24 protein-coding genes are annotated in these 23580 nt (G+C 47.9%); 11 read left to right on the top strand and 13 right to left on the bottom strand.

Annotated features, from left to right (window positions below):
• Positions 1 to 38 precede the first annotated feature (38 nt).
• The 5 genes from IEY34_RS14030 to IEY34_RS14010 all read left to right on the top strand — a co-directional run bounded on the left by IEY34_RS14030 (position 39) and on the right by IEY34_RS14010 (position 5089).
• Positions 39 to 2822 carry a CHASE3 domain-containing protein gene (locus IEY34_RS14030; protein ID WP_189012495.1) on the top strand — a complete coding sequence of 928 codons (2784 nt, stop codon included), beginning with the start codon at positions 39 to 41 and terminating at the stop codon, positions 2820 to 2822.
• 29 nt (positions 2823 to 2851) lie between these two features.
• Positions 2852 to 3685, top strand: a complete 834-nt coding sequence (locus IEY34_RS14025; protein WP_189012578.1) for a CheR family methyltransferase — start codon at positions 2852 to 2854, stop codon at positions 3683 to 3685.
• 140 nt (positions 3686 to 3825) lie between these two features.
• On the top strand, positions 3826 to 4377 hold the full coding sequence (locus IEY34_RS14020) for a DUF1003 domain-containing protein (RefSeq protein ID WP_189012494.1): 552 nt from the start codon (positions 3826 to 3828) through the stop codon (positions 4375 to 4377).
• A 110-nt stretch (positions 4378 to 4487) separates the two neighbouring features.
• Positions 4488 to 4652: a DUF1328 domain-containing protein gene (locus IEY34_RS14015; protein WP_079411004.1), complete on the top strand. Its 165-nt coding sequence runs from the start codon at positions 4488 to 4490 to the stop codon at positions 4650 to 4652.
• Between the two features lie 56 nt (positions 4653 to 4708).
• Entirely contained in the window at positions 4709 to 5089 is a 381-nt protein-coding gene (locus IEY34_RS14010) for a YflT domain-containing protein (RefSeq protein ID WP_229757638.1), read from the top strand.
• Here IEY34_RS14010 and IEY34_RS14005 read toward each other — a convergent pair.
• The 6 genes from IEY34_RS14005 to IEY34_RS13980 form a co-directional block, all read right to left on the bottom strand.
• Complete coding sequence (locus IEY34_RS14005; protein ID WP_189012584.1) at positions 5084 to 5299, bottom strand: hypothetical protein; 216 nt, start codon at positions 5297 to 5299, stop codon at positions 5084 to 5086. The genes IEY34_RS14010 and IEY34_RS14005 overlap by 6 nt on opposite strands.
• Positions 5221 to 5421 (bottom strand): cold-shock protein, encoded by a 201-nt coding sequence (locus IEY34_RS14000; protein WP_189012492.1) that lies wholly within the window; start codon positions 5419 to 5421, stop codon positions 5221 to 5223. The genes IEY34_RS14005 and IEY34_RS14000 overlap by 79 nt, the downstream gene beginning before the upstream one ends.
• 66 nt (positions 5422 to 5487) lie before the next feature.
• The gene (locus IEY34_RS13995; protein ID WP_079410998.1) at positions 5488 to 5688 is read right to left on the bottom strand and encodes a cold-shock protein; all 201 of its coding nucleotides are present in this window, start codon (positions 5686 to 5688) and stop codon (positions 5488 to 5490) included.
• 217 nt (positions 5689 to 5905) lie between these two features.
• Positions 5906 to 7504: a copper amine oxidase N-terminal domain-containing protein gene (locus IEY34_RS13990; protein WP_189012491.1), complete on the bottom strand. Its 1599-nt coding sequence runs from the start codon at positions 7502 to 7504 to the stop codon at positions 5906 to 5908.
• A 184-nt stretch (positions 7505 to 7688) separates the two neighbouring features.
• Positions 7689 to 7997, bottom strand: a complete 309-nt coding sequence (locus IEY34_RS13985; protein WP_189012490.1) for an LSm family protein — start codon at positions 7995 to 7997, stop codon at positions 7689 to 7691.
• A 124-nt stretch (positions 7998 to 8121) separates the two neighbouring features.
• Entirely contained in the window at positions 8122 to 9672 is a 1551-nt protein-coding gene (locus IEY34_RS13980; protein ID WP_189012489.1) for a copper amine oxidase N-terminal domain-containing protein, read from the bottom strand.
• Positions 9673 to 9881: 209 nt separating this feature from the next.
• Between IEY34_RS13980 and IEY34_RS13975 the strand changes: the two genes are divergently transcribed.
• From IEY34_RS13975 to IEY34_RS13965, 3 genes are all read left to right on the top strand, one after another.
• Positions 9882 to 10409 (top strand): NfeD family membrane protein, encoded by a 528-nt coding sequence (locus tag IEY34_RS13975; RefSeq protein ID WP_189012488.1) that lies wholly within the window; start codon positions 9882 to 9884, stop codon positions 10407 to 10409.
• Positions 10410 to 10448: 39 nt separating this feature from the next.
• Positions 10449 to 11894: a flotillin family protein gene (locus IEY34_RS13970; RefSeq protein ID WP_189012487.1), complete on the top strand. Its 1446-nt coding sequence runs from the start codon at positions 10449 to 10451 to the stop codon at positions 11892 to 11894.
• Between the two features lie 156 nt (positions 11895 to 12050).
• Positions 12051 to 13535 carry an HD-GYP domain-containing protein gene (locus tag IEY34_RS13965; protein ID WP_189012486.1) on the top strand — a complete coding sequence of 495 codons (1485 nt, stop codon included), beginning with the start codon at positions 12051 to 12053 and terminating at the stop codon, positions 13533 to 13535.
• Between the two features lie 68 nt (positions 13536 to 13603).
• Here the strand turns inward: IEY34_RS13965 and IEY34_RS13960 are convergent, their stop codons facing one another.
• Positions 13604 to 14893 carry a hypothetical protein gene (locus IEY34_RS13960; RefSeq protein WP_189012485.1) on the bottom strand — a complete coding sequence of 430 codons (1290 nt, stop codon included), beginning with the start codon at positions 14891 to 14893 and terminating at the stop codon, positions 13604 to 13606.
• Positions 14880 to 15446: an RNA polymerase sigma factor gene (locus tag IEY34_RS13955; protein ID WP_189012484.1), complete on the bottom strand. Its 567-nt coding sequence runs from the start codon at positions 15444 to 15446 to the stop codon at positions 14880 to 14882. The genes IEY34_RS13960 and IEY34_RS13955 overlap by 14 nt, the downstream gene beginning before the upstream one ends.
• A 235-nt stretch (positions 15447 to 15681) precedes the next feature.
• Here IEY34_RS13955 and IEY34_RS13950 point away from each other — a divergent pair, with 235 nt between their 5' ends.
• On the top strand, positions 15682 to 16173 hold the full coding sequence (locus IEY34_RS13950; protein ID WP_189012483.1) for a hypothetical protein: 492 nt from the start codon (positions 15682 to 15684) through the stop codon (positions 16171 to 16173).
• Here IEY34_RS13950 and IEY34_RS13945 read toward each other — a convergent pair.
• Complete coding sequence (locus tag IEY34_RS13945) at positions 16163 to 17431, bottom strand: hypothetical protein (RefSeq protein WP_189012482.1); 1269 nt, start codon at positions 17429 to 17431, stop codon at positions 16163 to 16165. The genes IEY34_RS13950 and IEY34_RS13945 overlap by 11 nt on opposite strands.
• 182 nt (positions 17432 to 17613) lie before the next feature.
• Here IEY34_RS13945 and IEY34_RS13940 point away from each other — a divergent pair, with 182 nt between their 5' ends.
• A complete protein-coding gene (locus IEY34_RS13940) occupies positions 17614 to 18063 on the top strand; it encodes a hypothetical protein (protein ID WP_229757637.1) in 450 nt (149 codons plus the stop codon).
• A gap of 50 nt (positions 18064 to 18113) precedes the next feature.
• On the opposite strand, the gene IEY34_RS13935 is transcribed toward IEY34_RS13940, so the two are convergent.
• The 4 genes from IEY34_RS13935 to IEY34_RS13920 form a co-directional block, all read right to left on the bottom strand.
• Positions 18114 to 19058 (bottom strand): FecCD family ABC transporter permease, encoded by a 945-nt coding sequence (locus tag IEY34_RS13935; protein WP_189012576.1) that lies wholly within the window; start codon positions 19056 to 19058, stop codon positions 18114 to 18116.
• Between the two features lie 59 nt (positions 19059 to 19117).
• Complete coding sequence (locus tag IEY34_RS13930; protein WP_189012481.1) at positions 19118 to 20131, bottom strand: FecCD family ABC transporter permease; 1014 nt, start codon at positions 20129 to 20131, stop codon at positions 19118 to 19120.
• Between the two features lie 4 nt (positions 20132 to 20135).
• A complete protein-coding gene (locus IEY34_RS13925) occupies positions 20136 to 21110 on the bottom strand; it encodes an ABC transporter substrate-binding protein (RefSeq protein ID WP_189012480.1) in 975 nt (324 codons plus the stop codon).
• Positions 21111 to 21215: 105 nt separating this feature from the next.
• Positions 21216 to 22019 (bottom strand): helix-turn-helix domain-containing protein, encoded by an 804-nt coding sequence (locus IEY34_RS13920; RefSeq protein ID WP_189012479.1) that lies wholly within the window; start codon positions 22017 to 22019, stop codon positions 21216 to 21218.
• Positions 22020 to 22270: 251 nt separating this feature from the next.
• Between IEY34_RS13920 and IEY34_RS13915 the strand changes: the two genes are divergently transcribed.
• Complete coding sequence (locus tag IEY34_RS13915) at positions 22271 to 23497, top strand: S-layer homology domain-containing protein (RefSeq protein WP_189012478.1); 1227 nt, start codon at positions 22271 to 22273, stop codon at positions 23495 to 23497.
• The last annotated feature ends 83 nt before the right edge of the window (positions 23498 to 23580 follow it).

The following is a 23580-nucleotide window of genomic DNA, read 5'->3' as shown; positions in this document are numbered from 1 at the left end:
AACATAACATTCTCTACGAACTATACTAGGAGGCAACTATGCTTAAATCTTTACAGATCAATATACGTGCCAAAATTATAGTTGGATATGTCTTTATTATCATATGCTTAGGGATATCGCTTTTGGTCGTGAGTGACCGTGTAAACTCGCTTCAAGAGGAAGTCAGTTTTGTCTCTACGCATGATATGGAAGTCCATGATTTATTAAATTTAATTCAAAAAAATATGCTTGATATGGAAACGGGGATGCGCGGCTACGTCATAACAGGGGATACGCAATATCTGGAACCTTATGATGCCGGCAGCCGAACTTGGCTGGATAACTACAACAAGCTTCATCAGCTTATAGAGGATAACCCCTCGCAACAGAGAAGCCTAGAGCAAATTAAGCCTACTATTCAGAGTTGGATTAAAAATGCCGGTGAATTTGCTATAAAGGCTAAGGGGGCTAACAATCAACAAGCTCTTAATGAATTTTTCTACCAAAACAATGGCAAAAAGATCATGGATCAACTGCGTACGCAGTTCGACTCCTTTCTCTCAGCAGAGAAGAAATTAACGGCTGCCAGAGTCGAACAGTTAGCTGAAAGCAACTATAATCTTAGAGTTGTTCTTTTCTCTGTTCTCGGGATCATTTCGATTTTTGCTATTCTTGTGGCCTTATTCCTATCTAGTTCGATTACGGGCACTATCAAACAAGTTATCCGAACGATTCGAGATATTACGGCGTCTGAGGGCGATTTGACCACTAGAATTCAAGTCAAAACCAATGATGAGATCAAAGAGCTGGCCGTAGCTACCAATGAATTGTTAGCCAACTTGCAGAAGCAGAATTGGGTTCAAATAAATTTAACGGAAGTTGCAACTTTGTATCAAGGGATTAATGAAATAAAGCTTTTGAGTGAAACGTTTGTCAATACGCTGGCCCCTATGCTGGGCAGTCTCTATGGCGCTGTCTATCTGCGGGAATACGTGAATGGGCAAACCCGCTTTGTAAAAATGGCCAGCTATGCGGCTATTGGCGAAGACCCTGCTTCTGACAGTTTCGGCTTGGGTGAAGGCTTGGTTGGTCAATGCGCACTCGATCAGCGGATTTTCCTAATGGATAATCTGCCGGAGGATCATGTCAAAGTCACTTCAGGCTTAGGCGTATCCGCGCCGCGTGCACTCTTGGTGGCACCGATCCTGGTGGATGGACTGACGGAGGCCGTAATTGAAATAGCCTCCTTGCAGCCCTACCAGTCACAGCATCTGACATTGATCGATTCCCTGCAGGATAAGTTCGGATCAGCGATTCTCAATGTGAGGGGACGGATGGAAGTGGAACGGCTGCTTTCAGAATCGCAGATGCTGACGGAAGAACTGCAAGCCCAGTCTGAGGAGCTTCAGGCTCAGTCCGAAGAACTCCAGATGCAGCAGGAAGAGCTCAGAATGACCAATGAATTCTTGGAGGAACAGAACCATTTCTCCGAACAAAGGGCTTTGGAATTGAAGAGAGCCAAAGATGAGTTGGAAGAATTCTCGCTTAAACTTCAAACGAGTTCCCAATACAAGTCGGATTTCTTGGCGAATATGTCGCATGAACTGCGTACGCCGCTGAATAGTATTATGATTTTGTCGCAAATGCTGGCGGAAAATAACGGCGAAATGCAAATGTCGGAGGTCGTGGATTACTCCCGTGTTGTGTATGCCGCAGGGAACGATCTTCTGGCACTCATTGATGATATCCTTGATTTATCCAAGGTTGAAGCGGGCAAGATAGAAATTATGGCCGATGAATTCAACGTGACGGAAATGCCGCAATTAATGAAGCTGATGTTTGGCCCAGTGGCCGAGAAGAAGAAGCTGGATTTTGATATTATCTTGGAAGAGAATGTACCGAATGTGATGCTGACAGATGGCCAACGCTTGCAGCAGATCGTGAAGAACCTCCTATCCAATGCTTTCAAATTTACGGAGGAAGGATCGATTACGATGCGGATCGCTCTTGCTGATCCAGTTCGCGTGCAAGAGCTTTTGCATCGGGATCCGGAAGAGAAAGTGCTGGCTATTTCCATCACCGATACGGGAATAGGGATTCCAATTGATAAGCAACAAGTTATTTTTGAAGCGTTCCGTCAGGTCGATGGGACAACGAATCGCCAATACGGCGGCACAGGCTTAGGCTTATCCATTTGCCGTGAGTTCACGCGGTTGCTAGGCGGTTCCATTGTTGTCAAAAGCGAAGTAGGCAAAGGCAGTACATTTACGCTGTATCTTCCTAATGCGCAGGAAACGGATCAAGATGATCAGGTGACGATGTATCCTGCGGGCGAAATTGCAGCCGCAGGTGAGTATGCTGACGTGGTGGCCGTTGAAGCGCTATCGTCTGAATTCTTGCATGTGATCAATGATTCTCCTGTGACTGAGGCCATTAAATCCGATGCGCAGTTATTCCAGGGGAAAAGAATCCTGCTTGTCGACGATGACGCTCGGAATGTATTCGCATTGGTTACTGCGCTGGAGATGAAAGGCGTGACTGTGGAAGTAGCGGATCATGGCAAGATGGCCCTTGAAATTCTTCAAGGCAGTTCAGATTATGATCTTGTCTTAATGGATATCATGATGCCTGTCATGGGCGGCTACGAAGCGATGCAGGCCATCAGAGGGCAGCTTCAGCTGATGGACTTACCTATTATTGCGTTGACCGCGAAAGCCATGAAGAGCGAGAAAGAGAAGTGTCTGGAAGCAGGTGCTTCCGACTACATTACGAAACCTTTGAACATGGATCAATTATTCTCGCTCATGCGTGTGTGGTTGACGAAGCAGGTGAAAAAGCATTGAGCTATCAAACCGGGGATGAGTTAAGCGAAATGGAAGATTTCCCCTATCAGGATGAATTGCAACAAATTGAAATCAATCTTCTCTTAGAAGGCATATACCAAATGTACGGATTTGATTTCCGGCATTATGTGCGTTCTTCGCTGCGCAGGCGAATTCTTAATCGGATGCGAGCGGAGAAGCTGCCGACGATCAGCGCTGTTCTGGAAAAAGTGCTGCATGAACCTGGCTTCGTGGAGCTATTGCTAAATGATATGTCCATTCGGGTAACGGAGATGTTCAGGGATCCGAGCTTTTTCCGTGCGTTCCGCGAACATGTGGTCCCTGAGCTGCGGAAGCTTCCGGAGATTCGCATTTGGCATGCAGGCTGCGCGACAGGAGAAGAAGTGTATTCGATGGCCATCCTCATGCAGGAAGAGGGTTTGGCGGAGAAAACGCGGATCTATGCCACAGATATGAATGACAGAGCGATTGAAGCTGCGCAAAAGGGCGCCTTCCCGCTGAAACAGATGCAGCTGTTTACCAAGAACTATCTGGATGCCGGCGGCGAGATGGCCTTCTCCGAATATTACACAACAGATCATCAATATGCTTATTTCCGACCGTTAATGAAGGACAATCTGGTTTTCGCCCAACATAATCTGGTGACCGATGGTTCCTTCAACGAATTCCACGTAATCCTTTGCCGGAATGTTATGATTTACTTCGACAACAAGCTGCAGCAGCAGGTGCATAGTCTTTTTCATGAAAGCTTGACGTCGGGAGGCTACCTCGGGCTTGGCAAAAAGGAGTCAATCCTGTTCATACCAGAAGGTGTGCACTATGAGGAATTTGTTCCGCAAGAACGTATTTACCGTAAGAAATAGCAGACCTCTCAGACCGCTTCTATTGATGAGTTCATCAATGAGCGGTTTTTTTGTTGTGAAAATTAGGTTGTTTCATAGAGGGTGAGGAAGGTTTAAATAAAGAGTAGTGTGATCTCTGGACACGGAAGGAAGGGATAGGGATGAGAGAAGAGGCGAATGACCAAGAAATCAGCGGGGAATGCACGCCTGAGCAGTTATTCCAGGAGTTGGAACAAGATCAAAGCGCTCAGTTAGATATGGAGCAATTAGATCGCATCAAGGTCATGGTGAGAGAGTACCAAGGCAGTATTAAATCCCATCTGACACAGCAGCAAAATAAGAAATCATCATGGGCGGACCGCTTGGCTGATAGAATTGCTACGTTTGGCGGAAGTTGGACGTTTATTGTTCTGTTTATTACATTTTTGATCGTTTGGATGCTTGTTAATCTGATGAGTTTTGCCTTCGACAAACCGCCGTTCATTTTACTCAATTTGATTTTGTCCTGTTTATCGGCGTTTCAGGCGCCCGTAATCTTGATGAGTCAGAACCGCCAGGCAGCCAGAGATAAGCAGGAGGCTATTCTGGATTTCGCTATTAACTATCGGGCAGAGCAGGAAAATACCGAATTAAAAGTATTATTGGAGCGTCTTGATCAGCGCATGGAAAGGCTGGAACAGCAAGCGTTGAATCGACATTCAACCAGCGAATAGAGGGCACAGCACCTAATAATTCTTGGAAAAGTGTTTCACTATCAGACATGATGGGTAATAGACAACATAGCAAGAACAACACAATTAATAATAAAGAGAGGGTGTTTCCTATGTTGGGTTGGGCCATTATGTTTCTCATCATTGCACTTGTAGCAGGTGTTTTCGGATTTTTCGGGATTGTCTCAGCGGCAGTGGGGATTGCCAAAGTACTATTCTTTGTCTTCCTGATCATGTTCGTTGTATCCTTGATTTTCGGCAGACGCAGAAGTATTTAATTCCGTTTACCCTAGCTTCACCCTTATAAATCAAATGCGAAAGAGGAGGAATGATCATGGATACTTATACTAGAGTGAGTGTGACAGCGAATCTTCAAGAAGCACAGAATAAGGTGCAGCAACTGTACAGGGAAGGTTTCGAGAGAGACCACATCTACGTACTGACGCATAGTGCAGAAGGTACCGACTTCGTAGCTAATTACACAGGTGCTGAGCAAATTTCGATAGCGGAGGAAGGCGTGATTACGTCCATTGCGAATCTCTTCCGATCCCGCGGCGATGAGCTCCGGGCGAAGATGAAATCGCTGGGCGTGCCTGAAGTCGAAGCGAGCAGACTGGAAGGCGAGTTGGATAAGGGGAAAATCCTAGTCCTGGCGACCCCTTCGACAGAAGTGAATTCGTACAGTACCGAAGATTTCCAACGAACTATTTTATAAAATAGAACAAGAGGTTGCCTCATTAGTCGAAAATGACTGCGAGGCAGCCTCTTCTGTTGTAGAGGCTGCTGGATAAAGGAAAGCCCTCACCGTCTCCGGTGAAGGAGTGGTCAGGGCTTCCAGTACGACGGTTATCGCCTGCTGCTTGTGTTCGATAAGGTTGGGAGCATTTTTTGATCCTTGACCATGGATGAATGACAGATCGGACATTCCGGACTATCCGCGAATGAAAAGTTATCTCTCATCCAACAGGAACACTGCTCTGTGCTGCAGGTCCAGATGCTGGTTTCCTCTTCAGGAACAGGCTCCAACGATTTCTTTGAAAAGTACAATCGAACTCCTCCTTGTCATAGTAGACTCAGACTCGCAAGCAGTTTATCGCAATATGTGGTGAAGGACTACAGCTTGACTACATTTTCAGCTTGCGGCCCGCGGTTACCTTGAGTAACTTCAAATTGTACGCGTTCACCTTCGTCTAAGCTTTTGAAGCCTTCTCCCGTAATGGCGCTGAAGTGAACGAACACGTCTTTTCCGCCTTCCATTTCGATAAAACCAAACCCTTTTTCTGCATTAAACCATTTGACTGTACCTGTTTCCATGTAGACATAAACCTCCAACAATAATTTGTGCCTGCGCATTTGTTCTTCGAGATCACATCGACTCGGACAGCTTGTTAACGCAGCTTTGATAATATATCCATTTAAAGGGAAGCTTATTCCAATTTCACCAAAAATTCTTTTTCTAATAAAAAACCCAAACAAAAGCTCACCCTCAGAGGTCGCGTAGACCCGAGGGCGAGCTTTCTTATAAACACTTCTATTGTCTTGTCAGGTTGACGCTTTGCGTCTGATTGTCGAACTCGATCTTGCAGCCCATCTGCTCCGCTATAAAGCGCAGTGGAACGAACGTGGAGCCATTCTTCAGGATAGCGGGGCTTTCCAGAGCAACTGTGACGCCGTTAACTTGAGCTGATTTGCTGTTCAACGTGAACACAATAGTTTTCTCCGTCAGGTCGTCCTTAACGATGATTTGTTTGGCCGTATCGTCCCATTTCACGGCTGCGCCCAGTCGCTCAGAAAGGAAACGAACCGGCAACATGGAGATGTTATCCTCATTAATAAAGGGATGGCTCGCATCATAGAACGAGTATTCATCTTCATCGTCATTGGTATTCAACAATAAATGAATATCTTTTTTGGCTACTTGCAAATCATTTCTTAAAAGCGAGTAGGCCTGTGAATCTTTTTTGAAATAGTTGAGAATGGTACTGCCGTAGAAAGGTGCTTCGCTAAGATCCAGCGCATCGTCGGTGATGGCAATTGAAGCGGCTTTCACAGGCTTATTGATATTCCAGGTTTCATTGACGAATGTTAGTTTAACAGCACTTATCCCTGATTTTGCATCAGCAATAGGGAAAGAAAGCTCGGCATTGACTTTGCGGATTTGCTTGTCACCATCGATGAATAAATCGGTTTTCAGCACCGTTTTATCGCTCAAGAAGGCTTTGACTTGATCATCTCGAATCGAAGAAAGCGAAGATTCCACCGTCTGATTCCAGTCTTTGAGCACTTTCTGCAGCCCTTGTTGAACCGTTGTGTAAACGAATTCGACAGCTAGTGTTTTATTATCCAGGTAGGCCATCATCAAGTCAGGAAAAGGTGAGGAGAACTCATTCTCAGTAGCTGATCTTTTCATTTCTTCTTTAATGATTGGAGCGAGAACGTCATAAAGCTGTCCAATGAGTTCCTTCAATCCTTTGTCATCGGCGATGATGTTGGTTAGGAATGTTTTGAGGAGGCCGACAAGTTCACTGCCCTTAATCTCCAAATGGAGTTTTTGCAAAGAAAGCGTCTCTTGGTACACTTGCTCCGAGACGGATGAGACGGCAATTTGACTCGGATTCGGCGCATTGGCAATGATGAATTTCAAGATGGCCGGTGACAGCGACTCGGCTTTATCCATGATTTGCTTCTGCATATCAGTTGTTAACGGACTTGGCATGGAGCCGCGCTCGGCGTCGGTTAAATCAAAGAAAATCGGTTGTTTGGCGCCTTCGATTTGAAGGACAATCTGGGTCTCATCCAAGCTGGCTTGGAAAGGGATTTTCCCTTTGCTGTACGTGATAGCACCGTTCACGGAGAGGTGCTGCTTGTCCTGCATAGCAACGTTAGTTAACTCTAGCTTCACATTCTTCAATGCGTTGAATATGGCTTTTTCATTGGCAGTAAACGCGGTTTGGTCCCCCGGAATAAGCTCCAATTGAAGAGATCCTCTGGATTCGCCGGACTTCACGGCCGCGCTATTTTGAAAGGCTTGTGAAACGTCTAATCCTTGTAGGTTCTGACAACCGGTTAGTGCAAACATCAGAATTACGAGTGAGGCGGATACCCACCAAGTCCATCTCTTTCTTTCCATCTCCGAATCTACTCCTTAAATATAATAGCTAATAAATAATAGCCGTGATAGATTATACGCTCGAATAGATAGAAAGATGCGGTTGAAGCAGTAAAATTATACAAATCGTGGGAGAGCGGCTCATTGCAAAAAAACTCGCACCACCTAGGTCAATAAGACCGAATAGGAGGTGCGAGCTTCTTTTCTAGGAAAGCAGGACGATTACCAAGAGCTCAAACAGAACTAAAGTCATGATCTGGTTGTACTGGGCTGGTGTATAGATGGGTCTGTGCTGACCGTGATGCTGGCCATGTGACGTTACTTGAAGATAGACATGGTGACCATCCACGTTAACCAGAACGCCTTCATACGTATGTCCGTCCAAGGTGGTGACACGAAGAGTACGACCGACGTGCGGATGCAGCGTGCCCATCAGCATATCTCTTTTTTGCATCAATTCGTGCTGCCAATTAGAATCGGATTGGTAAATAACATGAGGTTGATTTGTGTACATAACGCTCGCTCCTTTATCGCGCTGCTGCTCTGGGCAGCAGGCTGTTTGCCTAGTTCCTTACTAGACTATTCAGCAGCGTGAAAAGGGTATAGGCGAACGCCCATGTGCCGTTAATTTAAATGGGTTAGTCGCGTTTGATCGTGACGACACGCGTATCGTCATTGAAGGAAACGATGCCGCCGAGCTGCTCGGCGATGAAACGAATCGGCACGAACGTTGAGCTGTTATGAAGCGTTGCTGCACTTTCAAGATCAAGTGAGGAGCCATTAACACTAGCAGTTTTGCTATCCAATTTCAGCGCAATCGTTGCCCCGGATAGCAGATCCTTGATCGTAACTTGCTGAGATTCTCCGCTCCAGCCGACTTCAGCGCCGAGCTTTTCAGAAATGAAACGGACGGGAACCATTGTAACGCCGTCGGCATTGATAAAAGGCTGCGGTGTATCCGTTACAGGACCCGTTGTAGCCAGGCTAACTTGCTTCTTCGTGATTTTCAAATCATTTTTGAGCAAGGTGTAGAGAAGTGATTGCTTATCCAGGTTGTTCAAGAAGCTATAGATAGCGGATGCTTCTGGGTTCACTTTCACCGCACCGCTGGAAATATCAATTGTTGCGGCTTTGGTCGGCTTGTTAATGTTCCAAGTTTCACTGACATAGGATAGTTTAAGGCCGGATACGCCTGGCGTATTGGCAAGCGGCAAGTTCAGAGCAAGAGCCTGTTTGCGGACTTGTTTGTCAGCATCGGCATAAATATCAGCCTGCAGCGCAGATTTTGCGTTGAACAGCGCTTGGATTGGCAGCAAACCTTGGTCGGCGGAAGCATTTCCGGCGATAGCCGCTTTCAGAGAATCAGATGCCTTTTGCAGGAAGTCATGAACAGAAGGATATACCAAGCCTACGGCTAACTGTTTGTTCCCGAGCAGCTTCAGGGTGAAATCGGTGGAACCATTCGTAATCTGTTCTTGAATAACTGGCGATATAGCATCGTACAATTGGCTGATCAAGTCTTTGAGGCCAGCTTCATCAGCTAGAATGTTGGCTAACAGCTTTTGGAGCAGGGCAGCCAGTTCAGTGCCGCTAAGCTCGAAATGTGCTTTCTGCAAAGCAAGATCTTCCCCATTCACTTTGTCCGTAACGGATGTGACGGAGACATGGGAGGGATTGGCTGTATTCGCTAGAATAAGCCCGATAATCGCTGGCTTGATCTCGGCAATTTTACCGCCGAATTGTTCTTGCAGTGCTTTAGGCAGCAATTGAAGGAAAGAGACACTGGAACCGCCCAATAGATCAAACACAACCGGCTTCTTGGCGCCTTCGATGCTCAGCACAATCTTGGTGCCTTCCGTCGCCAGCTTGAAAGGAATCTTTCCTTTGCTGTATGTAAGGGAACCATCGGCAGAAACATGTGCGGCATCTTCTGTTTTCACGTTAGTGAGTTCAATTTTCACATTTTGCAGGGCGCTGAGCGCCTTTTGTTCGTCCGCTGACAATTTAGAGATATCGCCAGGCAGGAATTCGAGTTGCAATGTTCCTTTGGATTCTGAGGACTTCACAGACCAGTCGTTTTTGATTACGGCACCAATGTCTAAGCCTTGTACGGTTTGGCAGCCTGTTAATGTAATAAGCATGAGAGCAAGCAGCGAGGATACCCACCAAGTCAGTTTCTTTTTGTGCATGTGATGATCTACTCCTTATTTTTAATAGAAACATTTTGAAAAGACGTCGAAAGATTATACGCGAACTAGAAGAGAAGGATTCGGTGCAAGAAGTAAATTTTTTTGAACGAAACCTTTTATTCCCAGAAACGTCTATATGTAAGGGTGAACAATGCTTGCGTAACCAGTTTCTACTGGATAGCTGAGCTTACGTTTAGGAGGTGAAGTCTATGATGACTTTGTTTGCCATATGCTTTTTTGTAGGCCTTGTACTTACGTTATTGATTACTTTTTTCGGTGGCGATTTCTTCGATTTACATGTCGATCACGGCGCAGCTCATGGTCACGGTGGTCCGTCCTTTTTTAATCTTTCTTCCATTTTGGCAAGTTTGACGGTATTCGGCGGTATGGGTTATATGCTGGGCAAAGTGGGGATGACAAGCGTTGTGCTCATCGTACTGATTGCAGTAGGGGCAGGTCTTGTCATAGGTTGGCTGTTCTTCCTGCTCTACGCCAAAGTCATCTATAAGCATGATCACAGCATGAAAGAGAGCGATTTTGATCTCAGCGGACAGCTAGGGAAGCTATCAGTAGCTATTCACGGGACGGGTATCGGTGAGATGATGTTCGTCCTGCAAGGGACTACGCGTACATTAAGTGTCCGATCTGAGCAGGGGGAGTCGATCCCCAAAGGGGCGAAGGTGATTATCCTGCACGTAAACAAAGGCGTTGCTGCGGTCACCAGATTTTCTGATTAGGCTAGCTAAGAATTTAGACAAACTGGAGGTAATTCATTTATGCTGACGATTCTGTATACGGTTGTTGCAATTGTGCTTGTCGTTTTTATCTTACTAGCTTCGATTGTTAGAGCCTACAAAAAAGTACCGCCGAATGAAGCGATGATCGTGTTTGGTTTGGGCGGCAAAAGGGTCGTACAAGGCGGAGGGACCTTCGTCATTCCTGGATTCCAGAGCTTCAAGACGATTTCTATGATGCTGATGAGCTTCGATGTGAAGCCGGACCAGCCGATGTTCTCTCAGCAAGGCATACGCCTGAAAATTGAAGCCGTAGCGCAGATCAAGATTCAAAGTGATCCTGTGGCGATTGGAACCGCCTCTGAACAGTTTCTTGATCACACGCTGCTCGAGCGGGAAATGATGATTCTGCATTCTATAGAAGGACATCTTCGCGGGTTGGTCGGGCAGTTGACCGTCGAAGCGATTCTGAAGAATCCGGACGAGTTAAATAGTAAGATGAGGGAAACGTGCTCGGAGGATTTGGATAAAATGGGGCTGAACCTTATATCCTTCGTACTCAAACGGGTCGCGGACGATCAAGGCTACATCGAGAACCTGGGCGTACCCGAGGTCGAGCGCATTCGCAAAAGCGCCAGTATTGCCAGAGCCGAAGTCGAGCGGGATATTCAGATTCGTCAGGCTGACACTGAGAAAGAATCCGCTATTCGCAGAGCGGAAGCGCATCAGCTCAAGATAGAAGCGGAGAGCGCCGCATCCGCCAAGGAAGCGCAGTATCGCAAAGAGCTCAGCATGAAGGAAGCGGAGTTCAAGCAAGAGACGACGAGCCGTCAGGCGGAAGCGGATTTGGCTTATGAATTGAAGCAGAAGCAAATTCAGCAATCTCTCGTGACGGAGCAGGTGAAGATTCGGCAGATGGAAGCCGAAGCGAACAAGACGGTTCGGCAGATTGAAGTTGAGCTGAAGCAGAAGGAACTCGAAGCATCGGTCATTAAGCCGGCCGAAGCGGAGAAGCTGGCGGCCATTATGCGCGCTGAGGTGAACAAGCAGCGGCAAATTCTTGAAGCCGAGGCGGAAGCGGAGTCGACGCGCAAACGCGGCCAAGCGACGGCCGAAGCCGAGCTGGCCATAGGGAAGGCGAACGCGGAAGTCGTTCGCTTGGCGGGTCTTGCGGAAGCCGAGGCTTTGGAGAAGAAAGCCGAAGCCTATAAGCAGTACACGCAAGCAGCCGTCACCGTGGAAATCCTGCGCATCCTGCCGGAATTGGCGGAGAAAATTGCGGCTCCATTAAGCAAAGTGGATAAGATAACGGTGATTTCGCAAGATGGCGCCACGTCAGGCGTCAACCGCATCACAGGCGACATTGCCAAGATGATCGCCCAAGTGCCGGAGATTACGCAGACGCTCACGGGCCAAAGCGTGACCGAGCTCGCTCGCGCTTTCTTGGGGAAAGATATCGAACCTTTGGTTAGCAAGGAAAGTGAATAATAAGCATCGCAAATGTCTTCAGTCCAATGGGCTGAGGATTTTTTTTGTTAGAAAAGAGTTAAGTTTAGAGCGGGATTTGTCGAATTAAGCTACAATAGGAAATAGCGATTGCTAAGCGGAAGTGCTTGTTAGTTGGACAGAAATGAGGAAGACATTATGCAGATTTACAAGAAGTTCTTACTTGATTTGATTCGTAATTATATCATTGGTTCCGGAGTAGCTGTCATCGTAGTTGGCGGTGTCATTATATCTACAACACTCAGCATTTCAGATGTAGAGATGGTTCGTATCTTTTTCATTATGATCAGCTCCTTATGCGTGATGATGTTTGCCGAATTCCTCATGTTTCGCAGGCATATGAAGCCCATCAAGATGATGCTGGAGCAGGAGAAACCCGACATTGCAACGATCCGTGAGGCTTATTTGCAAACCCACCGCTTTCCGGCGCTTTCTGTGAAACGGATTCTGGGGCCTCATTTCTTGGGGCTTTCGATACCTGCGATAGCGATGGCTAGCTCCGCAATTGCCATGGGGTGGCTGTCGCTGCCAGCCTATTACATCGGGCTTGCCGGCATAGGCGCGATTCTTATTGCGAGCATGCATGCTTTACTTGAGTTTTTCTCGACGGCGCAGGCCATTAGAGCCGTACTTGTACATATCCGTCAAGTAGGTCAGCGCTTGTACGGCGAGGATGTTTCTTTGGACGGGCGCGTGATCGTTTCGATACAGCGGAAGTTTCAGCTTAGCGCGTTCTTGATCGGCACGATGCCGCTCTTCCTTTTTAGCTTGGCGACGCAAATTCGTTTGATTTCACATTCATCGGATTTGACCGCGGATTATTGGAAGTGGGCGGGCATTATTCTGCTGCTCGGTGTCGGCTTCTCCTCCTTGGGAGCCAGAATGCTAACCAGAGACATTCAACAGCCGATCAGCGATTTGCACAGAGCGATGAAGGAGGTCCAAGCCGGAGATCTTCAGGTAAGAGCTTCCGATTTATACTCCGATGAATTCTCGCGGCTCGTTGCAGGTTTTAATCACATGGTCAAAGGGCTTGAAGCCCGCGAACAGATGAATAATCAGCTGCTGCAAAGCTATTACGCCACGCTCGCGGCCGCACTCGATGCCAGAGATGCTTATACAGCGGGCCATTCGACACGCGTTGCCCAATATTCCTTGATGATCGGACGAGCTGTAGCTTTGAGTGAAGCTGAGCTCGATCTTCTGAATAAGACCGCGCTGCTTCATGATATTGGCAAAATCGGCGTAAGAGATGACGTTCTCCTCAAAGAAAGCCGGCTGACGGATGAGGAGTTCGAGAAGATCAAGCTTCATCCTGTCCTGGGGGAATCGATTCTCAAACAGATCGAACCGGCCGAAGCGATGGCGCCTCTGCTGCCCGGCGTGCGCTCGCACCATGAGCGCTACGATGGCAAGGGATATCCGGACGGCCTGCAGGGCCAGGATATCCCGGAGTTCGGCCGCATCATCGCTGTGGCGGATGCGTTCGATGCCATGACTTCCGATCGTCCGTATCGGAAGGGGATGGCGGTCGAGAAGGCGTTAGCCATTCTCGCGGACGGGAAGGGGACCCAGTGGGATCCCCGGTTTGCACAGGCTTTTATGGATGTTTATAAGCCATAGGAGCGAGAACGTCGCAAAAAGGCTGCCCACCGGGTTGAAAACCCTGTAGGCAGCCTTTTTGCGAATCATTATTGCTCGGTCAGGTGGGCTCGAGTTGCCGTGTTATCTGATAAATAACGGCCAACTTTATCGATCCATTCCTGTACGTAGTGATCCGTCGCCCATTGTGCCATGACAAGCTGTTCGCCCGGCTGCAGGTCTACGGATAACTGTGGCGCATTCCCTGGCGCTTGCGCGAAGGGGTAGAAATTCAGCTTGCTCTGCTCGAAGATGACGAGCATGTCGTTCATCGGCGAGGTTAAGACATCAGTCGCTTGCGGCCAGGACGCTTGGATGTCGCTCCATGAACAGCAGATTTCGTCGTGATTGACGACTTTGTCCGGCAGTTCGCGGGGGAAATCGTGCAGCAAGTAGCTGTCCGGTGCGGTGCTGCCGGCGCGCGGTGTTTCGGCAATTTTGCCGACCCAGCGGCCAGGCTCTCGTTGAACGGTCCAGCTTTGGCCGGAAATTTCAGTGGCAGGAGCAGCTGGGCCGCTTCGCGCATTGGTAAATACATTGTTCAGGCTGGTGCCGTATAAATCGGTTATAGACACGTGATTCTTGTCTACCGTCTTGTTATAGAACTGTAAGGTATGGCCTTCTTTCAGTTGTGGGAGCGTGCGCACCCAGACGCGATCGGCTTGATACGGCGCAGAGCCACGCACCAGTTGTTCGGATTCGGCGATGGACACATATTGATTCCCTGCAAATAGCAGCGTCTCTACTCGATTCAAATGTTCCTCGGGTTGATCAGTGAACGTTTCCGGTTTCACAGGCTGGTCCGCCAAATGAGCAGATAAGTAGCGGAATTCATCCGTTTTCGTTTGATGGACGAGGGAATCAATCTTCCAGAAATTCTGCTTGTAGGGCATTAGAATGCCTGGACCCTCTGATGTCTTCTGCAACTGTCCGCGCACGGGGGCGATCAGCATGGTTCGGTAGGTGCTGTAAGGCAGTCCTTTGGCAGAGCCTCCTGTGGCACTGACCGTAGGAGGGTGCTCCGTCCTTAAACCGATCAAGAGTGCCGTGCTGATCGGAGACGGGGCGGAGCTAACGGATGCCGTCGTCATGATCGTGGCATCCTGCGCAGGGGCTGCGTCACTTTGGGTATGAATGCTGCTCCATGGAAAAAGGAGTAACGCTGCAGCGATAGCCCCCACTCCGGCGAAGCAAAGCAAGGGTTTTACCTTAGGTCTTGCACGTTCCTTGCGTTCAATCGCTTCCTCAATGTTGCGTTGAAGCTTGGAAGTAAAGCCGGGCTGCTCAAGCGGTCCTGATTCCAACTCCTTATGTAAGTCATCCGGATCAGGATTGTTCAAGCGCTTCACGCTCCTTCAAACTGATCACCTTGAGTCTGGCATGGTGAAGTCGGGATTTAACGGTTCCCTCCGAGATCTTGAGTATGGCGGCCATTTCTTTGGTCGTGAGCTGATGATGAGCATGCAAAATCAGAATTTCTCTATATTTCGGTGGCAGAGAAATCACTTTTTTCCATATATCACTCGCATATAGTTTCTCCATAGCCTCGGTTTCTGCCGAGTTGGTTGTGCCTGCGGATTGAATGAAGCCGACAAGCGTAACTTTACGCCAGAATGCTTTACGTAGATAGTCGTAAGTCGTATTGCGGGTAATCGTTAACAGCCAGGTTTTCACCGAGGCTTCACCGCGGAATGTGGTAAGATTGCGATAAACTTTTAGGAAAGCATCTTGTGTAATATCATCGGCTAAATCCGAGTTTCGACAAATACTGAACGCATAATTCCATACGTCATTGCCGTAGGCTTCCATTAAATTGCGAAGGATTGCTTTCTCATCCGTTGTTTCGGATACGTACTTTAAATAATCAAACACATGGACACCGGTCGTCTCCATTCTCTCACCTCTCTGAATTAGACGCTTCAAGTGCAATAAAAGTTTGAAAAAACTCAAAAAAAATTCGAGTATTTTTGCGCATCTTTATATCATTCGGGAGCAGGCCGGCATATGGGTCGGAACCTTTGGTATTGTTGGAAATTGGCAGAGGTCGAAAGGTGGAGGAATTTCACAGCGTGGAAGAGAATAGAAGGGATAACTTCTTTTTCAGGGCTGTACCCCGCCATTTTTCGACATGGTAGATCGCGTAGCAGCTTCAGCTCGAACCGATGAGGAAGGTCAGTGGGTTGGAGAAATCAAGAAGCAAAGTCGGCTGTACGTTGCGATGTTCGATAAAGTTGTTGCGATCTATAATAATCAGAACAACTACACCGCCCAGCAATTAAAAGCAGAATATAAAAAGGTAGATGATGAGACGGATGAGGCTAAAAATAGTATTTATGCGCTCACTGACAAGTTAATTATCTCCTACGATAAATCGAATGTTGCCGCTGAAAATCAGCTGAATAACAGTATGTCACAGTTGGTTCTTACGCTCCTTATATCTAGTATAGCAGTTGTCATTATTGGCTTGGTACTGAATCGATCCAGCAAATGCTGCGAATCGAGTCGTCTGTGGAGGCTTCGACACAAACTCTTTGCGATGGAGGCGATAGATGGCTCCGTGGTTGAGCTGACAGAGACAGCATCTGCCCTACAAAGAGTTGTGCAGCAATTTAAGATATAACAGGGGGATGACTTGCAAGGCTTGCCATTTGACCAACCGTTAAGGCTTTGTACCGCCAAAAGGTTTCGGAAATAAGAGCAGCCTCCCGCTCATTTTCGTACTGGACAAGAATAGTGACTTCGGGGAGTTTCTTGGCTTTAGCGGGTAAGCTGTGTTCGGTTCTGAATAACCGACTGATTCCAAACCCTAACAAGAAGCCCCCTATTCCGGTTAGGAGCCCCCAGATAATGGGCCCCCATGCGAGGACAAAACCGGCGCTAATCCCAATCACACTGCATGCCGTAGCACTAGCCAAACCAATCTCGACGGACTTGGCTGTCCGATCGAACCGCTGATCCACGATATTAATGGATTTATCGGCATCAACATCCATGAGAACGGGGGTTATTCGGCTGCGAGAAATACCGTTATGTTCAAGTATGCTTAGAGCTTGTTCCAACTCAATGGAATGTTCAAATGTACCTATCATCCACAAGGGGGGATTGCCTCCGGAATAGTTAATGAATTGCGGTTTCGGTTGGAGATAATGATCCGTTAAATAATTCCTTTGCTCAAGGCGAAATAAGCGATTCTGTTCAATGGCACTCGTATAGGAATGGAAGATAGCCCCCCCTAGTACAGATGGCATGAACATGAACCACTGAGGATGCAGAATACTGGCCACGAGCCGATTATTTCCTAAGATCAAAGCATGCAGCGCTTCATAAAAGTGGGAGAAAGTTATATAAATCCACCACCAGAAAACGCCATAAAAGCCTAGCCAAATATGTTTATTGTACAGATGTCCGAGACCGGGGAAAATCAATGCGCATATTGCGGCAGTCAGGGGTCTTTTTTTCTCAAGGAATTGGATGCCTGTGGAACGCATCAGTTGTACAGGAAAGCGGGCGTTCTCTAAAATCGCTAATTCATAATGCTTATTTGTTTCAATCGCACAGCGATAACTATCCCAAATAGCAAAGAAATAAATAATCATATAACCGTATAGCCACAAAGGATTAAGCACTTGCTTGGCCATGGTGAAATTGCCGGAAAAGGAATAGACCATGGCCAAATTGATAGATGCTAATGAATTGATGATGACCTCGGAAAGGGTTAAAAGCACACCTACGGCATTTTTGTACATAAGCAGGTGACCAAATCCTGGGAAGGAGGCCGACCACCAGGCGATGAGATAGGGATTGCGGCGCTGAGTATAGATAATGTCAAACCTTCTTACAGAGGCTAGTCCCCATCGGGGGGCGGAATTTGCTGCCATAATCTACCCATCCTTTTCGCTGCTGTACTCGTTTGAGGTAGTATGTAAATAAATGGTTTTTATTATGCGATAAGCTTGTTGAAAGTTTGCTAATGGAATGTCTTGACAATAAGAGGTCCTAACACGCAATATGAAGATAGGACACTGCGTCAAGATCAGGTCCTTCAGAGAGGAAGAGCATCATGAATTTCGTCGAGCATATCATGGATCACTTACGATCTGGACAAGTTAACAATTATCCGCAGCCGATTGCATTGAATTTGGGCTTAGCTTACACGGTTAAACTCGAAGACAGAAAGACGAATCTAATTTGGCTGCCTTTCGAATATACGGGACTTGCTTATGTAGATACGGGGCAATTGATCAATGTTCATCCTTACTACAGAGGTGTAATTATTGAGGACATTGAACTCTCACGCGGGTCGGATCTGCATAAACCGCAAACCGAAGAAGCGTTCATCAAAGCGATTTTCATCAAGAGCTGGGAGTTTCATCAGCTGCTGCAAAATGGGAAATACGCGGATCTGCAAGGGAATTCTGTGGATTTCTTGACCAAAATGTTATACATCGCAGATTGGCTGCGCTATTATAATTCGGCAATAACCATTGGAGCGGGCAAGCGGCTCGGCTAACCAAGAAAAGGACCAACCTTCGAAGTGCGGAAGGTTGGTCCTTTTCTTGCCTACCCCAGCTTGCGCCGCCGTTCTTTGCGCAGCAAATAAAGGAAGTAGGGCGCGCCGATGACGGCCGTCATGATCCCCACGGGTACCTCCCGTGGGATAATGAGGACCCGCCCGAGCAAGTCGCCCAGGAGCATCAAGTCCGCTCCGATCAGCGCTGCGAGCGGGATCAGCCACTGATGCCTACCGCCGACGAGGCTTCGCGCAATGTGCGGGGCGATCAGGCCGACGAAGCCGATCGCCCCCACCGCGGACACGGAGATGCCCGCGAGGGCAACGGCGAGCAGCAGCAGCCAGAAGCGCTGCTTCGCGATGTGCAGCCCAAGCGAGGCGGTGATGTCATCGCCAAGCTGGAAGATGTTCAGCTTGGCGTAGTTCGCCCACACGAGCGGAATCAGCACGGCGATCCATGGCAGCAGCGAGTACACATCGTGCCAGCTCCGGCTCCACAGGCTGCCGGACAACCAGAGCAGCGCCATGTTAATGTCGCTGGGGTGCCTTACGATTAAGTACTGGGTGCCAGCCTGGAACACCGTTCCAATGGCCACACCAACCAGGGCAAGAGAAGAAGGGCGCAGCGTCAAGCGCCGGCTAAGCAGCAAGAGCAGGAGGAAAGCCAGCAGGGCTCCTCCAAAAGCGGCAATCGGCAGCAAATAGCTGGGCGATTTGGGAAACAGGAAGATGACGGCCGCAGCCATCAGGCCGGCTCCCTTGGTGATGCCGATGACGTCGGGGCTGGCGAGCGGATTTCGGACAATGCTTTGCAGAATGGCTCCGCCAACAGCTAAACCGAAGCCAGCCAAGATGCCAACCAAGATGCGTGGCAGCCGCACCTGATGAATAATGAAATAGGAGGGATGCTTGGCATCCACGAGTGCGGGCCAAACATCCCGGTACGGAATACGTACGGCTCCTACATGCGCATAAATGAAGGCTAATCCAATCATGAAGGCTAAGGCAATCAATAAGGGCAGCACTCTTTTTCCCACTGTCCATGCGGATCGGTTCATCGTGTACCTCCCTGCTTACGCGCTAAGTAGATGAAGTAAGGGGCGCCGATCGCGGCGGTCACAATGCCGACGGGAGATTCGAACGGAAAAGCGATGAAGCGGCTGAGAAAGTCCGCATACAACAGGAGAACTCCTCCAAGCAAGGCGGTAAGAGGTCCTAGAATCGTCAAATTCGTGCCGACCAAAGAGCGAGCAATATGCGGCACAATCAGGCAAACGAAGCCAATTGGCCCGCATAAAGCAACGGCTGAGCCTGCGAGAACGATAACGAGCAGAATACTGATGCCGCGCACGAAATGGATGCGGCCGCCTATGCCTGCGGCAATTTCGTCATCCAGCAGCAGCATCCTAAGGGAAGGGAGCATGAGGCTGAACAAGAGCACGCCGCCGACAAAGAAAGGCAGGATAAGCCGAACTTCCGTCCAGGCAGCTTGGTTCAAAGAGCCGACAAGCCAGAAGATCATACTGTCCGTCGCCTGTTGATTCATAATGATGAATCCTTCCGTAAGCGAGGACATCAGGAAATGAATCGTAATTCCGGCGAGCGCCAAGCGCACATATTGCTTATTCCCCGTACCCGCGAGCGACCAAACCAGCAAGGCCCCTAGCGCCGCGCCAACAAAGGCAAATCCGATTAATCCGAAATTTCCGAAATGAGGGACAGCAACCAAGCCAACCGCGACGGCCAAGGCAGCACCGGCATTAATGCCGAAGATATGTGGCGAAGCCAACGGGTTCTTGGTGGTGAGTTGGGTAAGCAAGCCAGCCAAAGCAAGCTGAATCCCGACAAGACAAGCCATGATGGCTCGAGGCAGACGCAGGGTCTGAATGTACAGATGGGCCTTGTCGTTGCCCTGATAGGTAATGGCTTCAAACAACGTTTGCCAGGAAACTTGCGATTGGCCCCATTTTAAACTGCACAGAATACCGATCAGCATCACAAGGATGAAGGCAGAAAAAAGGAAGAGCAGAGGCCATATGCGGCTCTGCTTCTTATCGCTATATCCCATTGGATTATTGCCCCAAATTCTTCACGAGGTCTGCAAGAATTTTCTCAGATCCGAGCATGCCGCGAGACAGGGACCAGTCGCGTCTCTCGACGGTGTAAACTTTCTTGTTCGCAACGGCATCAATTTTTTGCCAAAGCGGGTTCGTCTCCCACTGTTTAACAATCGTTTCTTTTTCCGTAGGAAGCAAGAATAGCACTTGAGGATTAGCTTCAGCTAACTGTTCCAACGTGATTTGCGGATATGCCGCTGCATTTTTTACAGGGTCTGTGTAGCCTAGCATCGCCAGGAATGATCCACTGTAGGCATGGTCGGAATGGGCGAAGAATCCTTTTGGATTCACAACCGCAGGCAGTACGCGCAGATTCGTAGATCCCAGTTTCTTTTTCAAAGTTTCAACCGTTGCTTGGTGCTCAGCCATCCGTTTTTTGCCTTCTTCTTCTTTACCGACAGCTTTGGAGATGATCGCGACGTTCTTCAACATTTGATTGTAGTCTGCTTGGAAATCATCCAGTACCAGCACAGGAGCAATACCTTTTAATTGCGGAATCGCATTTTTATGTTTATTGATTTCCACGATGATGAGATCAGGTTTGAGCGAGCTAATCAATTCAATGTTTGGCTCGTAGCGGGAGCCTACGGATGTGTATGTTCCTAATTTACTTTTGACAGAGTCCATGAATAAATCCGGGCTGCTATCATCCGCTACACCAACAGGCTGTGTGCCGATGGAAACGAGAATATCGGTAAAGCCAAACTCCATGGCGATGATTCGTTCTGGTTTTTTGGGCAGCTCAAGGGTGCCTACCGCATCTTGAACGGTAATTTTGCCGCTTGCCGGGGTTGCAGGCTGCGTGCTAGCTGCAGGTGTCGTTGTTGAGGCAGCTGATTCATTATTGGTCGTTTTGCCACAAGCGACAAGGCTTATAGCAAACACGCTAATCAGTGCGATAAAGAGTAGATGTGTGATTCGGTTTTTCATTGATGTGATTCCCTTCGTGACAATGATTATTATTCTCATTGGGAATCATACCGAATATTCCATGCTAAGAACATGTCTACGATACAGATTAGACATGTCTTATTATTAGATTTCTTTTTGTTTGATGAGAAAAGTCCGAGGCGACATGCCTGTCCTTTTTTTAAACACTTTGCTGAAATGGAAATAATCCATAAAACCAACCCGTTGCGCCACTTCTTTGGCGAGTAAATCGGTTTGTTGAAACATTTTCTGCGCTTTCTCAATACGTAAATCATATAGGTAATCCATGAGGGTAGTACCGGTATGCTTTTTGAAAAGAACGGTGAAATAGCCCACGCTCATAGCGGCGCGTCTAGCCAGCATGGGGAGTGAGAGCTCAACCATATAGTGCTCATTGATATAGGAGAGGGTCTCCTCGATCGAGACGGAAGCTGGTTTCTTCTCTTCAGTGAGGTGAGATTCGTAGAGGTAGATGAACAGAATACGTTCGAGCATCATGCGCTTGCGAACTTGGTGAGCGGCTTCTTCGTCCGCAGTCAACGGATGGATTTCATGAGTTGTTCGCAAAAGTTCGTCAATCATATAATGAATTTTATATTCGCTTAAAGTGGTTAGAGGACCACGGAGGGACCAGAGATGATCTTCAGGCAGCATGCGATAGGTGATGAGCGTATAGTCCGCTGCTCTTGTTTTGGGCACTTGAATCTTGAAGGCGCCATGTTCGGAATGGAACGCGTAAGCTTGCGCGCAAACGATCGGCTCCTGATCTTGCATAAGGATTTGCACATGCCCGCTGCGTACAATAAGAAGCTGATAAAGATGGCGCGGGCATTCATATGTCTGGGAGGACGTACTGGCTTCAATATGTGCCATAAGCGGAATAATTGAGATGAGTTGATGAAAATTCATGATCAAGATCTCCTTTCCTTAACAGCCTATTGTCTGATAGTGACACATAGTTCCAAGATTCGTCAATCGCCCAAAGGGGCCGAAAGCTTGGTGTAACAACGTCTATACGGCTATAGTCCCGAATTCTTTAGTCCTTGACCTGAACGTCTTACTAGGCTTAAAGCCCGTTCTCAAAGGTAAATAGAAGGTTTATCCTAGAGAATGGCGGCTGTTTGTGCCTAATAAACTTATGGAGAAGCGGAGAATGAAGGATGCGGCAATGGAAAAAATGGATCTTTTTGGCAACAATTTGTTGCGTAATGACAATTGGTGTCGGACCAGAGAAGAGTGAAGCAGCGGGCCTTACAGATGTGAAAGGACACTGGGCTGAGCAGACGATTAGCCAAATGGTGCAGCAAGGCCTGCTGGACGGATTCCCGGATGGGACTTTTCGACCAGATGAATCGGTTACGGCTGACCAATTTGTGAAAATTGTGCTGCTCGCTTTTACAGATATATATCCAAATGGAGAACGGAAATGGAAAACGAGCTTTACGCAATCATTAAACGCAAGCAATCAAAGCATTTTACAGCAGGACTACCGGGATTTCACGTTTAAACCGAATACAGTCGGATATTGGGCTAAGCCCTATCTAGATTTAGCCAGTGATCTTCATTTTATAAGCAAAGGCCAGTTTACGGATTATAAAGCCAAGCTCAAACGGGAAGATGTGGCGGAAATTCTGTACTATTTGCTCAAGGAAACCGAGTATTTGGAAGATGAAGTCTATAGTCTTAAAGCGGCTTCCAAGTTCGGGGATCTCCAAAGCGCGACATCCAGGCAGCAGAAATTCATCGGTGAAGTGATGACCAAGGGCATTATGGAAGGATATCCGAACGGGTACTTCGGTGTAGGGCGTTATGTCACTCGTGCGGAAGCCTTGCAAATCATTACGCGCTTGCAGACGAAGTCTAAGCGGATTAATGTCGTTCACGAGAACGGCTTCATCAAGGTAGTTCCTACGAAAGATGGCAGCTACAAGAAGCTGATATTCCCGGATGAGCGTATGCTCAAAGCCTATGAAGTGATGGAACAAGCAGGGAAGCTGCGTGGTACGAACTACGATCTGGAAGAAACAACGCTGCGACTTTTCCGCGATGCCGAAGCCAAGGCTGCGGCGATGAGAGGCGCAACGACAGCAGAGCGGAATAGCAATGAGGCTTCCTTATGGCTGGATCCGCAATTTTCGACCTACGGGGTAACCGTGCATCTGGAAGAAGGAACGTTGGCACGAAATATGGAGAGCGTGCGGAAGTTTACGGATTACCTATTTGGCTATGATGCGGATATCTTCTATCGTCACTTCACAGAAGCTTGTCAGTTGGCGGCAGCGAAGGGAGTATTCGAAACGAGCACGAAACAGATCGGCAGCTACTCCGTTGAAACAAGGTTGGAAGCGGATGGCAAGACGATTATTTTCTCCATTATTCATAATTAAAACAAGATTAGGCTGTACATACAAGTGAGGCGAAAAAACTTTATATCCCCACCAACTAGATAACATGTACGTACAAGTGTATA

The sequence above is a fragment of the Paenibacillus marchantiophytorum genome, from assembly GCF_014640555.1.
Classification (GTDB): domain Bacteria; phylum Bacillota; class Bacilli; order Paenibacillales; family NBRC-103111; genus Paenibacillus_E; species Paenibacillus_E marchantiophytorum.
This window is presented reverse-complemented; position numbering and strand designations above follow the sequence as displayed.